The sequence below is a fragment of the Aliiroseovarius lamellibrachiae genome (assembly GCF_018599245.1).
Taxonomy (GTDB): Bacteria; Pseudomonadota; Alphaproteobacteria; order Rhodobacterales; family Rhodobacteraceae; genus Aliiroseovarius; species Aliiroseovarius lamellibrachiae.
Map to the genome: position 1 here is coordinate 85,212 of NZ_JAHEVJ010000003.1, position 18,513 is coordinate 103,724.

Annotated in this window: 20 protein-coding genes; 8 read left to right on the top strand and 12 right to left on the bottom strand. The window is 57.2% G+C overall.

Annotated elements, in window-relative coordinates; all coding sequences use genetic code 11:
- Positions 1–4: 4 nt before the first annotated feature.
- The 3 genes from KKW20_RS06235 to KKW20_RS06245 are packed head-to-tail and all read left to right on the top strand — an operon-like array spanning position 5 to position 1,485.
- The gene (locus tag KKW20_RS06235; RefSeq protein WP_425514259.1) at positions 5–784 is read left to right on the top strand and encodes a heme ABC transporter permease; all 780 of its coding nucleotides are present in this window, start codon (positions 5–7) and stop codon (positions 782–784) included.
- On the top strand, positions 777–929 hold the full coding sequence (gene ccmD / locus KKW20_RS06240) for a heme exporter protein CcmD (RefSeq protein ID WP_214567017.1): 153 nt from the start codon (positions 777–779) through the stop codon (positions 927–929). Before KKW20_RS06235 ends, ccmD begins: the two co-directional genes overlap by 8 nt.
- The gene (locus KKW20_RS06245) at positions 922–1,485 is read left to right on the top strand and encodes a DsbE family thiol:disulfide interchange protein (RefSeq protein WP_246534486.1); all 564 of its coding nucleotides are present in this window, start codon (positions 922–924) and stop codon (positions 1,483–1,485) included. Before ccmD ends, KKW20_RS06245 begins: the two co-directional genes overlap by 8 nt.
- Positions 1,486–1,555: 70 nt before the next feature.
- Here KKW20_RS06245 and KKW20_RS06250 read toward each other — a convergent pair whose 3' ends face one another.
- A complete protein-coding gene (locus tag KKW20_RS06250) occupies positions 1,556–2,266 on the bottom strand; it encodes an SDR family NAD(P)-dependent oxidoreductase (protein ID WP_214567018.1) in 711 nt (236 codons plus the stop codon).
- A gap of 101 nt (positions 2,267–2,367) precedes the next feature.
- Complete coding sequence (gene acnA, locus KKW20_RS06255; RefSeq protein WP_214567019.1) at positions 2,368–5,058, bottom strand: aconitate hydratase AcnA; 2,691 nt, start codon at positions 5,056–5,058, stop codon at positions 2,368–2,370.
- 206 nt (positions 5,059–5,264) lie between these two features.
- On the opposite strand from acnA, the gene KKW20_RS06260 reads away from it, so the two are divergent.
- Positions 5,265–5,984, top strand: coding sequence for a DUF1223 domain-containing protein (locus tag KKW20_RS06260; protein ID WP_214567020.1), 720 nt, complete (start codon positions 5,265–5,267; stop codon positions 5,982–5,984).
- A gap of 16 nt (positions 5,985–6,000) precedes the next feature.
- On the opposite strand, the gene KKW20_RS06265 is transcribed toward KKW20_RS06260, so the two are convergent.
- The 3 genes from KKW20_RS06265 to purB all read right to left on the bottom strand — a co-directional run bounded on the left by KKW20_RS06265 (position 6,001) and on the right by purB (position 9,541).
- Positions 6,001–6,900, bottom strand: coding sequence for a lysophospholipid acyltransferase family protein (locus KKW20_RS06265; RefSeq protein WP_214567021.1), 900 nt, complete (start codon positions 6,898–6,900; stop codon positions 6,001–6,003).
- A gap of 79 nt (positions 6,901–6,979) precedes the next feature.
- The gene (locus tag KKW20_RS06270) at positions 6,980–8,083 is read right to left on the bottom strand and encodes a flagellar motor switch protein FliG (RefSeq protein ID WP_343207555.1); all 1,104 of its coding nucleotides are present in this window, start codon (positions 8,081–8,083) and stop codon (positions 6,980–6,982) included.
- A gap of 150 nt (positions 8,084–8,233) precedes the next feature.
- Positions 8,234–9,541 carry an adenylosuccinate lyase gene (gene purB, locus KKW20_RS06275; RefSeq protein WP_214567022.1) on the bottom strand — a complete coding sequence of 436 codons (1,308 nt, stop codon included), beginning with the start codon at positions 9,539–9,541 and terminating at the stop codon, positions 8,234–8,236.
- Positions 9,542–9,621: 80 nt separating this feature from the next.
- Between purB and KKW20_RS06280 the strand changes: the two genes are divergently transcribed.
- Both KKW20_RS06280 and KKW20_RS06285 read left to right on the top strand, forming a co-directional pair.
- On the top strand, positions 9,622–10,023 hold the full coding sequence (locus tag KKW20_RS06280; protein ID WP_214567023.1) for a hypothetical protein: 402 nt from the start codon (positions 9,622–9,624) through the stop codon (positions 10,021–10,023).
- Positions 10,020–10,466 (top strand): DUF6314 family protein, encoded by a 447-nt coding sequence (locus KKW20_RS06285; RefSeq protein WP_214567024.1) that lies wholly within the window; start codon positions 10,020–10,022, stop codon positions 10,464–10,466. Before KKW20_RS06280 ends, KKW20_RS06285 begins: the two co-directional genes overlap by 4 nt.
- A gap of 84 nt (positions 10,467–10,550) precedes the next feature.
- Here the strand turns inward: KKW20_RS06285 and KKW20_RS06290 are convergent, their stop codons facing one another.
- The 7 genes from KKW20_RS06290 to KKW20_RS06320 form a co-directional block, all read right to left on the bottom strand.
- Positions 10,551–10,958: a VOC family protein gene (locus KKW20_RS06290; RefSeq protein ID WP_214567025.1), complete on the bottom strand. Its 408-nt coding sequence runs from the start codon at positions 10,956–10,958 to the stop codon at positions 10,551–10,553.
- 64 nt (positions 10,959–11,022) lie between these two features.
- Positions 11,023–12,534 carry a replicative DNA helicase gene (locus tag KKW20_RS06295; RefSeq protein ID WP_214567026.1) on the bottom strand — a complete coding sequence of 504 codons (1,512 nt, stop codon included), beginning with the start codon at positions 12,532–12,534 and terminating at the stop codon, positions 11,023–11,025.
- A 159-nt stretch (positions 12,535–12,693) separates the two neighbouring features.
- On the bottom strand, positions 12,694–13,374 hold the full coding sequence (locus tag KKW20_RS06300; protein ID WP_214567027.1) for an orotate phosphoribosyltransferase: 681 nt from the start codon (positions 13,372–13,374) through the stop codon (positions 12,694–12,696).
- Between the two features lie 105 nt (positions 13,375–13,479).
- Entirely contained in the window at positions 13,480–14,520 is a 1,041-nt protein-coding gene (gene pyrC / locus KKW20_RS06305) for a dihydroorotase (protein ID WP_214567028.1), read from the bottom strand.
- 50 nt (positions 14,521–14,570) lie between these two features.
- Positions 14,571–14,942, bottom strand: a complete 372-nt coding sequence (locus KKW20_RS06310) for a hypothetical protein (RefSeq protein ID WP_214567029.1) — start codon at positions 14,940–14,942, stop codon at positions 14,571–14,573.
- Positions 14,943–15,055: 113 nt separating this feature from the next.
- Positions 15,056–16,006, bottom strand: a complete 951-nt coding sequence (locus KKW20_RS06315; RefSeq protein WP_214567030.1) for a phosphoadenosine phosphosulfate reductase — start codon at positions 16,004–16,006, stop codon at positions 15,056–15,058.
- Between the two features lie 132 nt (positions 16,007–16,138).
- Complete coding sequence (locus KKW20_RS06320) at positions 16,139–17,179, bottom strand: glycosyltransferase family 2 protein (protein WP_214567031.1); 1,041 nt, start codon at positions 17,177–17,179, stop codon at positions 16,139–16,141.
- A 175-nt stretch (positions 17,180–17,354) separates the two neighbouring features.
- Between KKW20_RS06320 and KKW20_RS06325 the strand changes: the two genes are divergently transcribed.
- Together KKW20_RS06325 and KKW20_RS06330 are read left to right on the top strand one after the other, a co-directional pair.
- A complete protein-coding gene (locus KKW20_RS06325) occupies positions 17,355–17,903 on the top strand; it encodes a YeeE/YedE thiosulfate transporter family protein (RefSeq protein ID WP_214567032.1) in 549 nt (182 codons plus the stop codon).
- Positions 17,904–17,907: 4 nt separating this feature from the next.
- Positions 17,908–18,498: a DUF6691 family protein gene (locus KKW20_RS06330; protein ID WP_246534487.1), complete on the top strand. Its 591-nt coding sequence runs from the start codon at positions 17,908–17,910 to the stop codon at positions 18,496–18,498.
- The last annotated feature ends 15 nt before the right edge of the window (positions 18,499–18,513 follow it).

Sequence of the window (18,513 nt, forward strand, 5' to 3'; positions counted from 1 at the left end):
ACAGATGAAGACCAACGGGACACAGACGCGCAGCTTCGGCCAGCGCATGAACGCGCTGTGGGAATATGCCAACCCGGTAAAATTCATGGCGCTGTCGGGCAAAGTGTTGCCGTGGGTCATTGCGCTTTGTGCGCTGACGCTGATCCCCGGCCTGATCTGGGGGTTCTTTTTCACGCCAGAGGCCGCGAATTTTGGCAATTCTGTCAAGATCATCTATGTGCATGTGCCTTCTGCCACGATGGCGATTAACATCTGGGTGATGATGCTGATCACATCCTTGATCTGGCTGATCCGTCGCCACCATGTGTCTGCTTTGGCGGCGAAAGCGGCGGCACTGATTGGTATGACCATGACGCTGATTGCGCTGATCACCGGGGCCGTTTGGGGCCAACCGATGTGGGGCACCTATTGGGCGTGGGATCCACGCCTGACCTCGTTCCTGATTCTCTTCCTGTTTTATCTGGGCTATATGGCGCTTTGGGCCGCGATCGAAAATCCGGACACCGCCGCGGATCTGACCTCCGTTCTGTGTGTGGTTGGGTCGGTCTTTGCGCTTCTGTCCCGTTATGCGGTGAATTTCTGGAACCAGGGCCTGCACCAAGGGGCGTCCCTGTCGATGGACAAAGAAGAGCATGTTTCAAACGTGTATTGGCAGCCACTTGTGCTGGCGATCATCGGTTTTGGCCTTCTTTTTGTGACACTCCTGCTTATTCGCACCCGTACAGAAGTGCGTCGCCGCCGTCTGCATGCGCTGATGGCCCGTGAAAGGATGATGGATGCTTGATCTCGGAAAATATGCGGACGCGATCCTGTGGTCGTGGGGGCTGACATTATTGTTGTTGGTCGGACTGACGCTGATGTCCTTACGGGCCTCGCGTAAAGCAAAGGCGGACCTGATGGCCGCAGAAGAAAGACGTAAAAATGGCTGATGAAAACGCAAAAAAGAAAAAGCTCTCTTTGCTGATGATCCTGCCGCCGGTGATTTTTCTGGCGCTTGCGGTGATGTTCATGTGGGGGATGGCCAGGGGCGGTGATCCCCGCGCGCTGCCCTCGACCCGCGAAGGGGGCGTGGCCCCTGCGCTGAGCGTGGAACCTTTGGGGCCGGGCATCTCTTTCACCCATGATGACTTGAGTGCAGACGGCGTGAAACTGGTGAATTTCTGGGCCAGTTGGTGCGCGCCCTGCCGGGCCGAACACCCCCAATTGGAAACCCTCGCCAAAGATGGTGTGACAATCTACGGCGTGAATTACAAAGACGAAGACATGAAGGCGCTGCGGTTCTTGGATGAACTTGGCAATCCTTATGCGGCGCTGATGGCCGATAAAAAAGGTCGCACCGGCCTGGATTGGGGCCTTTACGGCGTGCCTGAAACCTTTGTGATCGACAAAGATGGTGTGATCATCAAACGCTTTGCCGGGCCGATCACCGAAAGCGTGCTCGACAGTGTGATCCGCCCCGCGATTGCCGAGGCGGCCGCGAAGTAAGCTGTATCCAAACAACAAAACGGGGGGCCTGCAGGATTGCGCGGCCCCCCGTTTGCGTTTCGGCGTGGACTTAAATCCGGTAGCCGCCAGAGACCGTCAACACCTCACCCGTGATGAACCCAGCCGCCGCACTCAACAAAAACCGCGCAGGGCCCGCGATGTCGGAAGGCACGCCATTGCGCCCCAAGGCACTGTCATCGCGGATCAGCTTTTGCACATCTTCAGGGCGCGGTTTGTCGTCGCGTTCAATCGCGCCCGGTGCAATCGCGTTGACCCGAATGCCACGCGGCCCCAGCGCTTTGGCTTGGGAATTTGTCATCGCAATAAGTGCCGCTTTTGAGGCTGCATATGCGCCGGCCTCAGCGGGCGGGGAGGCTGCGTTGATGGATGCGATGTTCAACACCGCAGACCCGTCCGGCATATGGGGCAGGGCGGCGGCCAAAAGGGCGGCGGGGGCGATGACATTGGCCTGATAAAGGGCGGCGTGATCGGCGGGATCCACCGCAACGTGGGATGTTTCACGCACCACGCCCGCGTTGTTGACCAGAAAATCAATCTGCCCAAAGGACGCCACGGCGATTTTCATCACCTCTTCCGGTTCTTCGGCTTTGGTGAAATCCGCGCGGATCGCTAGGGACCCCGGATTGAACACGGTGAACAATTTGCCCGCAGGCTTGTCTGAGAAATAGGTGATGATCACATTGTGATCGCGCACCAGATCGTCGGCAATTGCGCGCCCAATGCCGCGCCCACCACCGGTGATAAGGACTGTTTTCTTCATGTTTTCCTCCTGCTCGCGCCTGAGCCTAGCAGGTGGTTTAACAAGTGAAAACGCATAAAAACGCGACCCAAAGGTCGCGTTTTCTGTGTGTTGTGGGCGGGTTACGCCTTGGCAAGATTGCGCAGCACGTAATGCAGCACACCGCCGTTTTCCACATATTCGATCTCAACCTCGGTATCGATCCGGCATTTGATCTGGATCTCTTTCACCGTGCCGTCCGGGTATGCGATGGTGCAGGGCAGGGTTGAGAGGGGTTTCAGATCGCCCGACAGGCCCGAAATCGACACCACCTCATCCCCGGTCAACCCAAGGGTTTTGCGCGTCTCACCGGCTGTGAATTCAAACGGCACAACGCCCATACCCACAAGGTTTGAGCGGTGGATGCGTTCAAAGCTTTCGGCGATCACGGCCTTTACGCCCAAGAGGTTGGTGCCCTTGGCCGCCCAATCGCGGCTTGAACCCGCACCGTATTGCTCGCCGCCAAACACCACCAGCGGCACGCCCGCCTCTTGATAGGCCATTGACGCGTCATAGATGGACGCTTGCTGACCGTCCGGCCCTTTGGTGTAACCGCCTTCGACCCCCGGCAGCATCTCATTTTTAATGCGGATGTTGGCGAAGGTGCCGCGCATCATCACCTCGTGATTGCCGCGCCGAGATCCATAAGAGTTGAACTCGCGCGGGGCCACCTGCCGTTCGGTCAGATATTGACCTGCGGGGGAAGACACCGGGAATGACCCGGCGGGCGAGATGTGGTCGGTGGTGATCATGTCGCCCAAAACCGCCAAGACCCGCGCGTCTTTGATGTCGGAAATCACGCCCGCCTCTTTGGACATGCCTTGGAAATAGGGCGGGTTCTGGATGTAGGTTGACGCGGCGGGCCAATCGTAAGTCTCGTCGCCCGAGGTCTCAACCGATCGCCATTTTTCATCGCCCTTAAAGACGTCGGCATATTTCGACTGAAACGCCTCGCGCGTTACGGTTTGTTCCACAATTTCAGCCACTTCTTGCGTACTGGGCCAGATGTCTTTCAAGAAAACATCGTTGCCGTCGGTGTCTTGTCCTAACGGCTCCGTGGTCAGGTCGATGTCCATCGTGCCCGCCAAGGCGTAGGCGACCACCAAAGGCGGCGAGGCAAGGTAATTGGCGCGGACATCCGGTGAAATCCGTCCCTCAAAGTTGCGGTTGCCCGACAGGACCGAGGTGGCGACCAAATCGCCCTCGGCAATGGCGTCCGACAGTTCCGCCTGAATGGGGCCAGAGTTGCCGATGCAGGTGGTGCAGCCGTAGCCCACCAGGTTAAAGCCGATTTTATCCAAATCTTCCTGAAGGTTAGCGGCCTCAAGATAGGCGGACACGACCTGTGATCCCGGCGCGAGTGAGGTTTTCACCCAAGGTTTTCGGTTCAGCCCAAGGGCGGCGGCTTTGCGTGCCACAAGCCCCGCGCCGATCATGACGTAGGGGTTTGAGGTGTTGGTGCAAGAGGTGATTGAGGCGATCACAACCTTGCCCGAACTCATCGTATACTCCTCGCCTTTCACGGCGACCTCTTTGCCCATCGGGCGCTTGAATGTCTCTTCCATCTCGTGGCGGAACGCGTCTTTGGCACGGGTCAGCGCGACAAAATCCTGCGGGCGTTTGGGGCCGGAGATTGCGGGCACAATGCTGCCCATATCCAAGCTCAGCGTGTCGGTGTAAATCGGCGCATAGTCGGCGTCGCGCCAGAACCCGTTTTCCTTGGCGTAGGCCTCAACCAACGCAATGCGGTCTTCGTCCCGGCCCGTGGTGCGCAGATAGCGCAGGGTTTCGCCGTCGATGGGGAAGAAGCCGCATGTGGCGCCATATTCCGGGGCCATATTGGCGATCGTGGCGCGGTCAGCCAATGGAAGCACGTCCAGACCGCTTCCGTAAAACTCGACAAATTTGCCCACCACGCCTTTTTCGCGCAGCATTTCAACGACTTTCAACACAAGGTCGGTGCCGGTGGTGCCTTCGACCATCGCGCCGGTCAATTCAAACCCAACCACCTCGGGGATTAGCATGGAAATTGGCTGGCCGAGCATGGCTGCCTCGGCCTCAATGCCACCAACACCCCAGCCCAAAACGGCCAAACCGTTGACCATGGTGGTGTGGCTGTCGGTGCCGACAAGGGTGTCAGGATAGGCGACCTCTTCCCCGTTTTGGTCCTTATCGGTCCAAACCGTCTGCGCGAGATATTCCAAATTTACTTGGTGACAAATCCCGGTTCCGGGGGGCACAACGCGGAAGTTGTTAAAGGCGGATTGGCCCCACTTTAAGAACTGATACCGTTCCATATTGCGTTCATATTCGCGGTCCACATTCATCTGAAACGCGCGCGGGTTGCCAAATTCATCAATCATAACCGAGTGGTCAATGACCAGATCCACCGGATTGAGAGGGTTGATCAATTGCGCGTCCCCCCCAAGCGCCTTGATGCCATCACGCATCGCCGCAAGGTCGACCACGGCCGGAACCCCGGTGAAATCCTGCATCAGCACACGGGCCGGGCGATAGGCGATTTCGCGTGGGTTTTTACCCCCGTTTTTGCCCCAATCGGCAAAGGCTTTGATGTCCTCGACACTGACGGTGCGCCCGCCATCTTCAAAGCGCAGCATATTTTCCAGCACGACCTTCAGCGCAGCTGGCAAGCGTGAGAAATCCCCGAGCCCAGCGGATTGCGCGGCGGGGATTGAATAATAAGCGATCGACGATCCACCAGCGGACAGTGTTTTGCGTGTCTTGGCGGTGTCCGAACCTACGATAATGGTCATGGAATGGCTCCCTTTTTGGGCGGTACAGGGGGTGGCTTAGCTTGATTTTGACCCAGATCCCCGAGCAGAGCAAGGAGTGGGCGGGGCGTATGGTTTAACAGATAGGGCGACGGCAGGTGAAATGTAACACTTCCCTCGCAAAACCTTGATTGGCCTGCGCGCTTTGGCTGGGCTATCACAGGATCACGAACTTGAAGAGGTGAACTATGCGGGCAATTCTTGGCGCTGCGATGGCATTTGCGGTGACGTTGAACATGACGGCGGGCGCAGCCATCGCTGAAGAGCAATCGGTTGTTGTGGTGGAATTGTTCACCTCGCAAGGCTGTTCCTCTTGCCCGCCCGCGGATGATTTGCTGAGCGAAATGGCCAAGCATGACAACCTGTTGCCCTTGGCCTTTCATGTGGATTACTGGGACTACATTGGCTGGAAAGACACTTTTGCCCGGCCCGAGTTTACCGACCGTCAAGAAGGCTATCGCCTTGCCGCACGCGCCCGATATAAATACACGCCCCAGATTGTCGTTGGCGGTGTAAGTCACGCGGTTGGCAATCGCCCGATGGAAGTGTTTGATGCGCTTGACAAACATCGTGCCTTGATGGGGCAGGTGATGTTGTCGGTGGTGGGGGGCACTGAATTGCGCGCCCAAACGGTTACCCATAAAACGCCGCCCACGCCGATGGTCGCCCTATTGGTGCAGTTTAAACCGATGGAAGTGGTGAAAATCACCCGCGGCGAAAATGCCGGGAAAGAAATCGGCTATGCCAATATCGTGACCAATCTCACCGCGATTGGCAGCTGGGATGGACAGGGCGAGTTTGCGGTGAAATTGCCGGATCTGGGGTCAGATGCTGCTGCTGTTGTGCTGCAATCCATGACAGCAGAGGGATATCCCGGTCCAGTTCAGGCGGCTCTCCGCTTGAAATAACCCACAGAAACCTTGCTTATTTGACAGGGCTGTCTGTTTTTTTATCAGGCATTTGCCAGCGGTTATGGATCCACAAAAACTGATCCATATTGGCGCGTACCCGCGCTTCAAGCCGGTCATTATATTCCTGCATCATTTCTTTTGGGGTCGAGTGTTCAATCGGTGTTTCAAACGCCACATCAAAATCCAACCCGTTTTCGCGGCGGATCCCAAAGGCAGGGATGAACAGCGCGTCGTATTTCAGCGCCATTTCCGCCAAGGCAAGCGTGGTCATTGCGGGTTTGCCAAAAAAGGTAAGCTCAGCCCCCTGTTCTTCGCGTTGATCAAGCAAAATGGCCAGCAATCCGCCTTGCCGCAGATGTTTCACCATTTCGGCCATCCCTCGGCGGGTCTGTTGAAAAGCGCGCCCTTCAAAACCTTCCATGCGACGTTTGTAGCTTTCGTTGAAATAGGCATTGGCCATGGGGCGATATAAGGCGCCCGCCTTGAACCCGTTTTTGATGACAATCGCGCGCGCGGCATCATAGCTTCCGAAATGCGCCGAAAGGGCAATGATCGGGCGGCCCGCCGCCTTCGCCTTCATCAGATGCGCAACGCCTGGCCCCTCCATTGGGGTGTCGCCAACTCGGTCGAAAAACGCACGCTCCGACCACATCTCTGCAAGGAAACGCCCGGCATTCCGGGAAACATCGACGACCAGTTTTTCGCGTTCCGCCTCGCTTAATTCTGGGCAGACCAGATTGAGATTGCGGCGGATCCGTTTGTCATACCCCGCAATTGGGGCTACCACGCGCGCAGCCAACCAGCCCACAAATGGGATGCGCAGCGAATAAGGCAAAAGGCGCGGCAAATTCAGCACAGCGTTCACGCCGAGATATTGCAGATAGGGGACCAGCCCCCGTTTTTCCTGCACCATGTCCTGCTCTCCTGTCGCTACGCGCTGATGGCTGAAAAACAGACATAGCCCCAGTCCGGCAGGGTCGCAAGAGCAAGGGTTATGCCTCGTCTTCAGCGATCAAAAGGATCTCGCCTGCGCCTTCCATTTCGCGAATGCGAGAGATGATGGTGTTCATGGCCGCCTCGCCGTCGGCCTCTTTGACCTTGCCGAGGGATTGGATTTCTTCGCGGATCTGTTCGGCCATGCGTTTGGACATCGCGCTGAGGATGAACTCTGCCACCTCCTCCAGGTCGCCGCTGGCGGCTGCCAGCGCGGTGATCAGCACGGCCTGATCGATGTCTTTGGTCACTTTTGGAATGTCGCGTGGGTCAATCCGGCTTGGAATATTTGCGAATGTAAAGATGGCTTTGCGCACTTCTTCGGCAAAGACCTGATCGTCTTCTTGCAGGCCGTTCAACACCTCGTCCCGCGTGGCGGCTGGCGAGAAGTTCAGGATCGCGCCGACCCGTTCAACAGGGCCTTCTTCAAAGGCGCTGGCCGGTTGCGCATCCAATTGCTCGGCCAACGAGCGCCCGATTTTGTCCACCACAAGCGGGTCGATATTGCCGGTCAGGGATACCGCGTAGGCCACTTTGCGTGCCCGCGGGCCGGGCAGCCGTCCCAACAACTCCGCCGCCACTGACACTTTGAGTTTGGACAGCAAAACCGCCGCCACTTCGGTGCTTTCACTTTCCAAAACGGGCAAGAGTTTCATCGGGTCGAGGCCAGAGATCGTTTCCCACGGGTTGCCCGTGACGCGCACGCCTGAATTTTTGCGCACCCGCGCGATAGTGGCCGGGTCAATCGCCCCCTCCAAGACATTTAGCGCCCCTTCAAGCCCGCCTGGAAACGCCATGCCAATGTCTTCGATTTCCATCACAAATTCTTCGATCACCGCCGCGACGGTGGCTTTGTCGATCAGCCTCATATCGGACATCAGTTCAATCAGGTCGGTTTGCATGTTTTCGGGCAGGTTTGCCAATGGCAATTCGGCGCCTTCGGACAGCAAAAGCCGGATAATGATCGCGGCTTTTTGCTTTTTGGACAAGATACGCTGGGGCGACGAAAAGCGGCTGGCGTCGGGCATACCGGACCCGCCGATATTGCCAATTTCACCGGGCAACATCACATCACTTTCCATAGGCATCAAGGATGAGGACACACAACACTCCGTTCACAATACATTTGGGAAAATGCCATGACCGGAGTTAAAACATCGTGACCAAGACCGGGGGAAACGCAAAAAAGGCGAGGTTCCCCCCGCCTTTTTGATGAATTTTTTCACGAGCTTAACGGCGCGCGTCTTTTGCGCTTAGCTGTCGCCAAAAACCCGCTTGAAAATCGTGTCCACATGTTTGGTGTGATACGCCATGTCAAATTTCTCGTTGATCGCCTCGGCGCCAAGCGCTTTGACCACGGCGTCATCTGCCAAAAGCAATTCACGGAAATCAAGACGTTCTTCCCAGACCTTGAGCGCATTACGCTGCACCATGGCATAGGCGTCTTCGCGCGATACACCTGCTTGGGTGAGGGCCAAAAGCACGCGCTGGCTCATCACCAAGCCAGGGAATTTATTCATGTTATCCAACATGTTGTCTGGAAAGATCAGCATCTTTTCGACAACACCGGCCAGACGGTGCAGGGCAAAATCAAGCGTGATGGTCGCATCTGGTCCAATGGCGCGTTCAACCGAGCTGTGCGAAATATCACGCTCGTGCCACAGGGCGACGTTTTCCATCGCAGGCACCACAGCCATACGCACCAAACGGGCCAAACCGGTCAGGTTTTCGGTCAGCACAGGGTTCTTTTTATGCGGCATCGCGGACGAGCCTTTTTGGCCCATTGAGAAAAACTCGGCCCCTTCCAGAACTTCTGTGCGTTGCATGTGGCGAATTTCAACGGCGATGTTTTCGATCGAGCTGGCAATCACACCCAAAGTGGCAAAAAACATTGCGTGACGGTCGCGCGGAATGACCTGTGTGCTGATCGGCTCTGGGCGCAGGCCCAGTTTCTCGCAGACATGCTCTTCAACCGCGGGATCAATATTGGCAAAAGTGCCAACAGCACCAGAAATCGCGCCGGTGGCAATTTCAAAACGCGCTTTTTCCAAACGGTTTTTGTTTCGATCCATTTCCGCATAGAAACGCGCGAAAGTCAGACCCATTGTGGTGGGTTCGGCGTGAATGCCGTGACTGCGGCCCACACGCACCGTGTCTTTGTGTTCCATCGCGCGGGTTTTAAGCGCCGCCAGAACCCGATCCATACCGCCCAACAGAATGTCAGCAGCCCGCACCATTTGTACGTTCAAACAGGTGTCCAACACATCCGAAGAGGTCATGCCCTGATGCACAAAACGCGCCTCATCCGACCCGACATGTTCTGCCAGATGGGTCAGAAACGCGATGACGTCATGTTTGGTCACGGCTTCGATTTCATCAATGCGCGCCACATCAAACTCGACATCTTTGGCCTTCCACACCGCGTCGGCATTTTCGCGTGGGATCACGCCCAGATCGGCCATTGCGTCACAAGCATGGGCTTCGATTTCATACCAGATTTTAAACTTGGTCTCAGGCGACCAAATGGCAACCATTTCGGGGCGGGAATAGCGTGGGATCATGTCACAGCCTTTTGAGTTGGAGGTCCGTTGCGCACCTCATAGACTGTGGTGATGCAGCAAACAAGGGAAGGGGCACACGGATGGGCCGGATTGCAGCACTGTTAGCGCCAATGATGGTCAGTTTCCCTTTTTTTGCGCTGGCGGATGGCGAATTTCGCCCCTTATCGGGCCAAGAGATTCGCGCCACGCTTTCGGATGCAAAACTCCTCTATCTCACCACATCCGCGGGCGAAGAAACGGCACAAGAAAATGGCATTTGGCAATTGTTTCGCACAGATGGGCAAACGCTTTATGTGTCAGGGAATGGTGGGGGGGCTCAAAGCTGGGGCACATGGTTTGTGCAAGACGGTGAAGAGGGGGCCCAATATTGTTCAACCTGGCCGCCCTCAACCCATGCCACCTGCTATGACGTGACCCGCTCAGACGATCTGGTCAAATTTCGCGGCACACAAGTCGACACCTATCTGGGAAGGCTTAAATGACCCGGACGCTCACCGATTTCCAAGGCCGCTGGCGCATGTCCCGCCGGATCGAAGACGCAAACGCCGGCAGCACTGGCCGGTTTGAAGGCGTGGCCGTCTTTACCCCAACCCCAAACGGTCTGATCTATGACGAAGCGGGCGAGCTGCGCTTGCCCTCTGGCCCCGCGCGTCAAACGGGCCAAGCCGGGCTTCATGCCACCCGCCGCTACCTCTGGCAACAAGATGACGACTATGATCAGGGCGGGGTGCTGGTGCAATTTGCAGACGGTCGCGACTTTCACCGTATCAATCTGGGCCAAGACACCAGCACCGCCTTTCACGACTGCCCACCCGATCAATATGAAGTCAGCTATACCTTCACCAGGTGGCCCGATTGGCGCGCCACCTGGCGGGTCTATGGACCAAAGAAAAACTACATGATGTTCACCGACTACATCCGATGAACACCGCGGCACAGTCCGGCCAAGCCCCCTTTTTTCTTGTCAGAAATATCCCCGCCGGAGGCGCATCTCGCAAGCTGAACCAGCCTAACGATCTATCACCACCACACCCTTGCCCGGATGCGCGCGGTAATGGGCCAATCGACTGTCTAGATCCCCTTGATGAAGCTCCAACCGATGCCCGTCGGGGTCCAGAAAATAGATCGACGCCCCCTCGGATCCATTCTCTTTCCACAAATGCGCCTGCGCCGAAATCTCCCGTGAAAGCCGTTCAAAATCAGATGCTTCACATGAAAGCGCAATATGGCTGTCATCGGCGCGCGGCGTGACCTTATCCGCCCGCTCCAAACACAACCAAACTGACCCAAGCTCAAGATAGGCGCTTTTGTCAGACGTGGCCCGCAGCACCGCCCCCAAAAGATCCACATAAAACGTCTGCGACCGGCCCAGATCAGAGACGGCAAGCGTGATGTGGTTCAATCCTGTGACCGCCATCCGCCCACCATCCCTGTCTTATGTCTGCTCGGCTTTCGCCTCTGCCTCAGCCTGTAGCGCCCTTTTAGAACGCCTGCTCGTGACCCTGTTGATAGTCTTTCACCAGATTGCCAAAACGAGTGTATTTCGCTTCAAACGACAGATCGACAATGCCGATCGGGCCGTGACGCTGCTTGCCCAAGATGACCTCGGCCTTGCCGTAAAGCGGGGCCATTTCCTCTTGCCACAGCGCAATCTTATCCAGCTCGTGATCGCCCGGCTTTTCACGCTCTTTGTAATATTCCTCGCGGTACACAAACATCACCACGTCGGCATCTTGCTCAATCGACCCCGATTCCCGAAGGTCCGACAGTTGCGGGCGTTTGTCGTCGCGGTTTTCCACCTGACGCGACAGCTGTGACAGGGCAATCACCGGGATGTTCAGCTCTTTCGCAATCGCCTTCATGCCCATCGAAATCTCGCCAATCTCGTTCACACGGTTTTCCGCGGTCCCGCGACACAGCTGCAGATAGTCGATGATCAACACATCAAGCCCATGGGTCCGCTTTAACCGCCGCGCCCGGGCCGCCAGTTGCGAGATCGGCAGGGCGGGCGTGTCGTCGATGTAAAGCGGGCAGGCTTCCAGATCTTTCGCCGCCTGAACCAGCCGCCGAAACTCGCTTTCATCCATATCCCCTTGGCGGATTTTATGGGATGAAATCTCAGCCGCTTCCGCCAAAATCCGGCTCGCCAACTGCTCCGCCGACATCTCAAGCGAGAAGAACCCAACCACGCCGCCATCCACCGCGCCCTCGGACCCGTCGGGCTTTAGCCCGCGCTTATAGGCCTTGGCCACGTTGAACGCGATGTTGGTCGCAAGCGAGGTTTTCCCCATCGACGGACGCCCCGCCAGAATGATCAAATCCGACGGGTGCAAGCCGCCCATTTTCTTATCAAGATCCACAAGACCCGTGGACACACCGGCCATCCCGCCGCCGCGCTCATAGGCCGCGTTGGCGTTTTGCACCGCCCCGGTGACGGCCTTTAGAAACGATTGAAACCCCGTGTCCGCTTGCCCCGCTTCACCGAGCTTATAAAGCGACTGCTCCGCCTCTATGATCTGTTCTTTTGGCTCGGATGAAATATCAACCTTGGCCGCTTTGGCGGAAATATCTTCGCCCAGCCGGATCAGCTCGCGCCGGATCGCCAGATCGTAAATCATCTGCGCATAATCGCGCGCCGCAAAGGATGAGATCGCCGCCCCCGCCAAACGCGCCAAATAGGCGGCCCCGCCCAGCTCTTTCAGACCTTCGTCATCCTCCATAAACGCCTTCAGCGTCACGGGGCTGGCCAAAGCGTTCTTGGCAATGCGGGCGGCTGCAATTTCGTAAATCCGCTGATGCACGGGTTCGTAAAAATGCGTGGCTGTGATGATCGAGGCGACCCGGTCGTACACATCATTGTTGGTCAGGATCGCACCCAAAAGCTGCTGCTCAGCTTCGATGTGATGCGGCAAGATCCCCTGCATCGCATCACCCAATTCGCCGGTCTCGGTTGGCGCTGGAAGATTGCCCGGAATGGTGCTGATGTTGTTCATGACCTGTGTCCCTTGTAAGTGGGCGTTTTACCTTTGAACCGGGGCTCAAAGCAAAATGTATGTTTCTGTGGTTATCTTGTGGATAAGTCAGACATCACACGGGACCCTACCAGATTTAGTAGGATCCCGCAAAATGGTGCCTAATAGTGGTGGGCCAGATCAGCTTTCCATGCGTGCTTTTTGCCATGCACGGGGGTCTTTCAAGAACCGCTCCACCTCGTCCAACGTCTCGGATGAGAACGCGCCCTGCGCCTTGGCTTCCGCCAGAACATCCCACCAGGTACACAGGTGAATAAGCTGAACGCCATGATCTGACAGCGTTTTTTCGGTCTCGGGGAAGATGTCGTAATAAAACACAACCGCGGTGGCCCCACAGGTTGCCCCGGTGTCGCGAATCGCATCCACAAACGACAGTTTTGATCCGCCATCGGTGGTCAGATCCTCAACCAACAGCACCCGCTCACCTTCCGACATTGCGCCCTCAATCCGGGCGTTTTTGCCATAGCCTTTGGGCTTTTTGCGCACGTAAGTCATCGGCAGCGCCAGACGTTCCGCGACCCAAGCCGAAAACGGAATGCCCGCGGTTTCGCCACCCGCAATATTGTCAAACGCCTCAAACCCAGCTTCGCGCATAATGGTGGCTGCCATGAAATCCATCAGGGTTGACCGAATGCGCGGATAAGAAATGAGCTTGCGACAATCAATATAGCTGGGCGACGGCAGGCCCGAGGCCAGCGTGAACGGCTCATCCGTGTTGAAATTCACCGCGCCAATTTCCAGAAGCATCCGGGCGGTGAGGCGGGCAATTTCTTCTTTGGCGGGGAAGGTGGATGGGATCATGGGGCAGCTCCTTTGATGCGGGTCTTGGGTGCGGGTCGGCGGTGTGAGGCGTCGGTTGTTGTGTGCGATTGGGCAGGGGGCAGCGCCTTGCCCAATCGCGTGTTCTTAAGCGGTCACAGACCAATGCAGCGGAAAGCCGGGGTCAAACACGGTGACCGGCCCCTCTGCGCTGTCGATGTGGGTTGGGTAGGCAACGGGGTCGCCTTTGGTCAGGGTCAGCGTGCTGTCATTTACTGGCAACCCGTAAAAGGCCGGACCGTTCAACGAGGCAAATGCCTCAAGCTTGTCGAGCGCCCGGGCCGTTTCAAACACTTCCGCCAGGCACGACATGGTGTTGGTTGCGGTGAAACATCCCGCACAGCCACAGGCACTTTCCTTGTTCGGATCGGTGTGCGGCGCGCTGTCGGTGCCAAGGAAAAACGTGGCCTCGCCAGAGGTTGCGGCTTCGACCAACGCCACGCGATGCTCTTCCCGTTTGGCGACAGGCAGGCAATAGTAATGCGGTTTGATCCCGCCAACCAGGATGTGGTTGCGGTTGATGATCAGGTGATGTGTGGTGATTGTCGCACCAAGAGTGTCGCCGCCGGACCGCGCGTAATCAACGCCGTTTTTGGTGGTGATATGCTCCATCACAACCCGCAAATTCGGGTGCGCACGTCGGATGGGGTCCAGTACGCGGTCAATGAACACAGCTTCGCGGTCAAAGATGTCGATGTCGGCGTCGGTGACTTCGCCGTGCACGCAAAGCGGCAGGCCAATATCAGCCATTTTCTCAAACACCGGGGCAACTTTATCAAAGTCGCGCACGCCGGAATTGGAATTGGTGGTGGCGCCTGCGGGATACAGTTTCACCGCTTTGACCAGTCCCGAGGCATGGGCGCGGGCCACGTCTTCGGGATCGGTCCCTTCGGTCAGATACAGCACCATCAGGGGATCAAATGTCATGCCCTCGGGCAGGGCGGCCATGATCCGGCTGTGATAGGCGCGGGCATCCTCAGAGGTCACCACAGGGGGAATAAGGTTGGGCATAATGATCCCACGGCCAAAATGGCGCGCGGTTTCGGGCAGGACGGCTTTCAGCATCTCGCCATCGCGCAGGTGCAGGTGCCAGTCATCAGGGCGGCGGAGTGTCAAAGTCTGGGTCATCGGGACAGTGATTAGACCAAGCCCGGTTTTTAGAAAAGAGCTTTGTTGCCTTAACTCTCACGAAGGATGGCCGCAAAGGGCTCAAGCACATCAAACTCTGCCTCATTTGGGCGCGGGGTCAGGCCCAATCCGGAAAACAGCCCTTGCCTGCGCGCCAGCCGTTCGGTGGGCAAAAGGCAGACGTGGGTCACTTCGCGGGTGCGAAAGAACCTTGGGTCTGACTGAATGACCTGCGGCAGGCGGGATTTTTCAAACACGCGTGATCGCAGGGTTTTCACCACCACTTTATGCGTGTCCCCAACCCGCATGTCGGGGTCGTCACATAAAAGAAGGGCGCTGCGCAACTCCGCCTCGCGTTTGCGTAGGCGGGCGATTTGGGCACGGATATCTGCCAGTTCATCGGCTGGGTGAAGGGGGAGCAAGGGACCAGCCGGGGGTGTTTGTCCAACCGGAGTTCCGCTTAATGTATGTCGAATCTGTTCCATAGGGCCACAATGCGGCCATATAGGTTAACGCGCGGTTACGCGCCCCAATCTCAGGCGTCTTCCAGCGCCTTATTGGCTTGGTCCAATGCGCGGCGGAACCGGGGGGCTGACCAATGGCTGGTCACATAGCGGGTCAAAGCCGCGACGCGTTTGGGGTGTGTGCTTACACTGATCCGATCGAGCATAACGCGCAGATAAGGCAGGTGTTTTCGCCGGGCGCGCAGGGCCTGAAACAGGCTGATCCGGTCCAACTCTCCCTTTGCTGCTTGGGTGATCAAACCGGGCAGAACACCCATCGACCACAGTTCCGCCTCGATATATCGGCCCATGCGTGGGCAGGGGATGGGGTGCGCGTTGTCGCCGGAAAACAGGCTGGCGTGCATGTAATCTTCCGTAATGGCCGGGTTGAACAGCAGGTAAACCGCATCGGCAGCCTCGATCATATCCGGGGCATAGCCATAACGATCAGAGAAATTGGCGCGGCGCATTTCAGGAAAGCGGCGGTCCCAGCCCGCACGCGCGGTGTCGAGCGTGGCCTGTGCGCCGATCGCAATCACCGTGGCGCCGGGGGCGGCCACCGAAAAGGTCGCGGCACCATAGCCGCACATGCCCGCACCATAAAAGACCACCTGATCATATTCGTCAAAAAAGCCATCATCCACCAGCCGGTCAAAATAGGCATAGACCGCATCGTCGCGAAACCATGTCTCTTTATGGGCCAGGATACACAGATTGGACCAACCGGTGCCGCCCTCTTCTGTCCCGTCCACCAGCGACCAGCCCAGCGGCGTGTGGTTTGCGCCTTTACGGATGGTGTCGATGGTTTCGAACGTGACGATCAGGGTGGGGCCACCATCGCTGAGAATTGCGGAATGGTGTTCACCGAGGTTCTCGCAATAGCCACGCTCTTCGCCCATATCATCAATCGCGTGCAGCCAGTCATATTGCTTGGCTGTGGTGAGATCAAAGTGGTGCTCGTTGGTCAGCGTGTCGTCTTGCATGTCGGTCTCGTTTGTTCGGCCATCCCCTGAGAATATTGGTAAAGACTAATGCGGGCGCGATTGGGTGTGCAATGGGGCAAAAGCGTGATCTTCTGATGCGAAAAGCGTGACTGTTGACGTAACGGCATCAATCTACGTGCGCGCTGTGGTTTGTGCGTACTGTAACAGCATCCGTGCGGCGTTAATCGGCAGGGGCCGGGCGGGGGGCGCCATCATCAAGCGGCCCATCAGCGCCCGGTATGGCTCTTCGCCCATCAGCTGGGTAAACCGCGCATGACGCCACGCCACCGCGTTTTCATGCAGCTTTGCCAGTTCTGCATCCCCGCGCAACCGGTCCAAATGCGCATCCCGCAGCCCGTCACAGGCGCGAATGCTGGTGTCTTCGACCTCGGCCCAATTGCGTTCGGTCCAATAATCCAGGCCCATTGGTTCTGAAGTGCGATTGACCCGGCCGCGCGCGCGTTTCAGCAGGTAACTCTCCATCGCGCCAAGGGCATAGTGGTTCAGCTGCACCAATCCGTAATTCTCGCGCCCAAAGGGCGAAAAGATCTGTCCTTTGCGAAACCGCGCCTCAAGCGCGCGACCGTGGCCGTCAAACCATTGGGTCTGCTCCACCTTGCCCTCAACAGGCGCGCGGGGGCGATGCACGCCCAGCTTTTTATAGGCGCCATTGTTGCGGTAGAGTGTTTTGAACATGAACGCGCGCCACGGCCAATACATCACGGGGGGCGCGGCTTGGGTAAAGACCTCGGTCACCGGGCGGTCTTGGTACTGCACCACGCCGCCATTGCCAAACAATCGCCACGTCATGGTGATCGCATCGGCATCAGGAACCGCATCCATCAGCGCGCCCAATGTGTGATCGCCGACCTGCACGTTCACAAACTCATCCACATCCAGCGTCATCAGCCAATCGGCCTTGCGCACCAAAGGGTGTTTGTCGGCGGTCTTAAACCCGGTCCATTGCACGCCTGCCTGATCGTAAGGGCCATCATTGCGCAGATGCGTAAGCTCGCCCATTTCCTGCAACCGATCCAGCATCCGATCCGTGCCATCATCGCAATCATTGGACAGCACCAGAAAATCGGTAAACCCAATGCCCTTGTGATGGGCCAACCATTCCAACAGGAACGCCCCTTCGTTTTTCACACAGGTCACGGCGGTGATACGCATTGCTCGTTCCTCTTGGTCCGGCAAACTTTCCCGAACGTTTTTGCGCCTTCATAAGTGTCAGACCCAAGCGAAGCCGTCAACGCGGGGGCAATGGTGTGGTGCCTAGGCTTGACTTCCGACTTTCAAACATATTAACACATACGCAAGTATGAATATGTATAGATAGGAGGTCCGCATGACCCTAAACTGGAAACTCGGAGGGCTGGCGCTGGGCGCCGTCTTCTTCCTCGCGGTGCTGCTGGTCAAGCCGATTGGCGTGTCCACCCAGTTTGTGATCCTCGATGGGATCATCGGCGACGCGGTGAGCACCGAGCTCGTGACCAAAACTGATGACGGCTATACCTCGACCAATGCCTACCTCGCGAAATCAAGCGGCAAATACGCAAAATCCGTGGCCAACCCGCTGAACTATAGCTTTGTGTTTGTGGTTGCGATGATGCTTGGCGCATTCGCGTCGATGAAGGCGCGCGGCGGCAATGGTTCTGATGAAAACAGGCTGCCTGCCATCCATTATGCCAACTTTGGCGACACCCCGGTGAAACGCTATGCCATCGCTTTTGTCGGTGGGTTCATCGTGCTTTACGGCGCGCGACTTGCAGGGGGCTGTACCTCGGGTCACATGATGTCAGGCATGATGCAAACCGCGCTGTCGGGCTATATTTTCGCGGTGGGCGCGTTTGCGGCGGCCATTCCTGTGGCCATGATGATGTACCGGAAAGGATAAGATTATGACGATTGTACTTGCTTTGGTGATCGGCGCGCTTTTCGGCTTTGTGCTGGACCGCATTGGTGCCACCAACCCCACCGTGCTGATCAAAATGCTGAACCTTAAGGCGCTGGGCTTGATGAAAGCGATCCTTTTGGCGATTGGCGTTGGTTCCATCTTGATGTTTGGCGGGCAAATGGCTGGCCTTGTGGATGTGGGCCATATGTCGGTGAAAGCGGCCTATCTGGGCGTATTTATCGGCGGTCTGCTTTTGGGCACTGGCTGGGCGTTATCAGGTTTTTGCCCCGGCACAGGTGTGTGTGCGGCCGCAACAGGCCGTAAAGATGCTCTGTTCTTCATCCTTGGTGGTCTGCTTGGCGCGGCCGCTTACATGCTGACCTACCCGGCGTGGAAATCCTCTGGGCTGTTAAGTGGTCTCGCTGGTGGCAAAGTCACACTGGGCACGGTGCCGGGCAGCAAGTTTGAGGGTCTCACGGCGATTTCCGGTGATCTTCTGGGCCTTGGCCTCGGCGTTCTTTTCGTTGTGATTGCCTTTGTGGTGCCAGATACGCTCCGGTCCGACGCTGACGCTGTGGCTCAACCGGCCGAGTGACCCCGCACACTCCGC

Bases quoted from the DNA above. Each gene is read 5' to 3' on its own strand.
- KKW20_RS06235 (WP_425514259.1), top strand. From the start codon at position 5: ATGAAGACCAACGGGACACAGACGCGCAGCTTCGGCCAGCGCATGAAC.
- ccmD (WP_214567017.1), top strand. From the start codon at position 777: ATGCTTGATCTCGGAAAATATGCGGACGCGATCCTGTGGTCGTGGGGG.
- KKW20_RS06245 (WP_246534486.1), top strand. From the start codon at position 922: ATGGCTGATGAAAACGCAAAAAAGAAAAAGCTCTCTTTGCTGATGATC.
- KKW20_RS06250 (WP_214567018.1), bottom strand. From the start codon at position 2,266: ATGAAGAAAACAGTCCTTATCACCGGTGGTGGGCGCGGCATTGGGCGC.
- acnA (WP_214567019.1), bottom strand. From the start codon at position 5,058: ATGACCATTATCGTAGGTTCGGACACCGCCAAGACACGCAAAACACTG.
- KKW20_RS06260 (WP_214567020.1), top strand. From the start codon at position 5,265: ATGCGGGCAATTCTTGGCGCTGCGATGGCATTTGCGGTGACGTTGAAC.
- KKW20_RS06265 (WP_214567021.1), bottom strand. From the start codon at position 6,900: ATGGTGCAGGAAAAACGGGGGCTGGTCCCCTATCTGCAATATCTCGGC.
- purB (WP_214567022.1), bottom strand. From the start codon at position 9,541: ATGATCCCACGCTATTCCCGCCCCGAAATGGTTGCCATTTGGTCGCCT.
- KKW20_RS06280 (WP_214567023.1), top strand. From the start codon at position 9,622: ATGGGCCGGATTGCAGCACTGTTAGCGCCAATGATGGTCAGTTTCCCT.
- KKW20_RS06285 (WP_214567024.1), top strand. From the start codon at position 10,020: ATGACCCGGACGCTCACCGATTTCCAAGGCCGCTGGCGCATGTCCCGC.
- KKW20_RS06290 (WP_214567025.1), bottom strand. From the start codon at position 10,958: ATGGCGGTCACAGGATTGAACCACATCACGCTTGCCGTCTCTGATCTG.
- KKW20_RS06295 (WP_214567026.1), bottom strand. From the start codon at position 12,534: ATGAACAACATCAGCACCATTCCGGGCAATCTTCCAGCGCCAACCGAG.
- KKW20_RS06300 (WP_214567027.1), bottom strand. From the start codon at position 13,374: ATGATCCCATCCACCTTCCCCGCCAAAGAAGAAATTGCCCGCCTCACC.
- pyrC (WP_214567028.1), bottom strand. From the start codon at position 14,520: ATGACCCAGACTTTGACACTCCGCCGCCCTGATGACTGGCACCTGCAC.
- KKW20_RS06315 (WP_214567030.1), bottom strand. From the start codon at position 16,006: ATGCAAGACGACACGCTGACCAACGAGCACCACTTTGATCTCACCACA.
- KKW20_RS06320 (WP_214567031.1), bottom strand. From the start codon at position 17,179: ATGCGTATCACCGCCGTGACCTGTGTGAAAAACGAAGGGGCGTTCCTG.
- KKW20_RS06325 (WP_214567032.1), top strand. From the start codon at position 17,355: ATGACCCTAAACTGGAAACTCGGAGGGCTGGCGCTGGGCGCCGTCTTC.
- KKW20_RS06330 (WP_246534487.1), top strand. From the start codon at position 17,908: ATGACGATTGTACTTGCTTTGGTGATCGGCGCGCTTTTCGGCTTTGTG.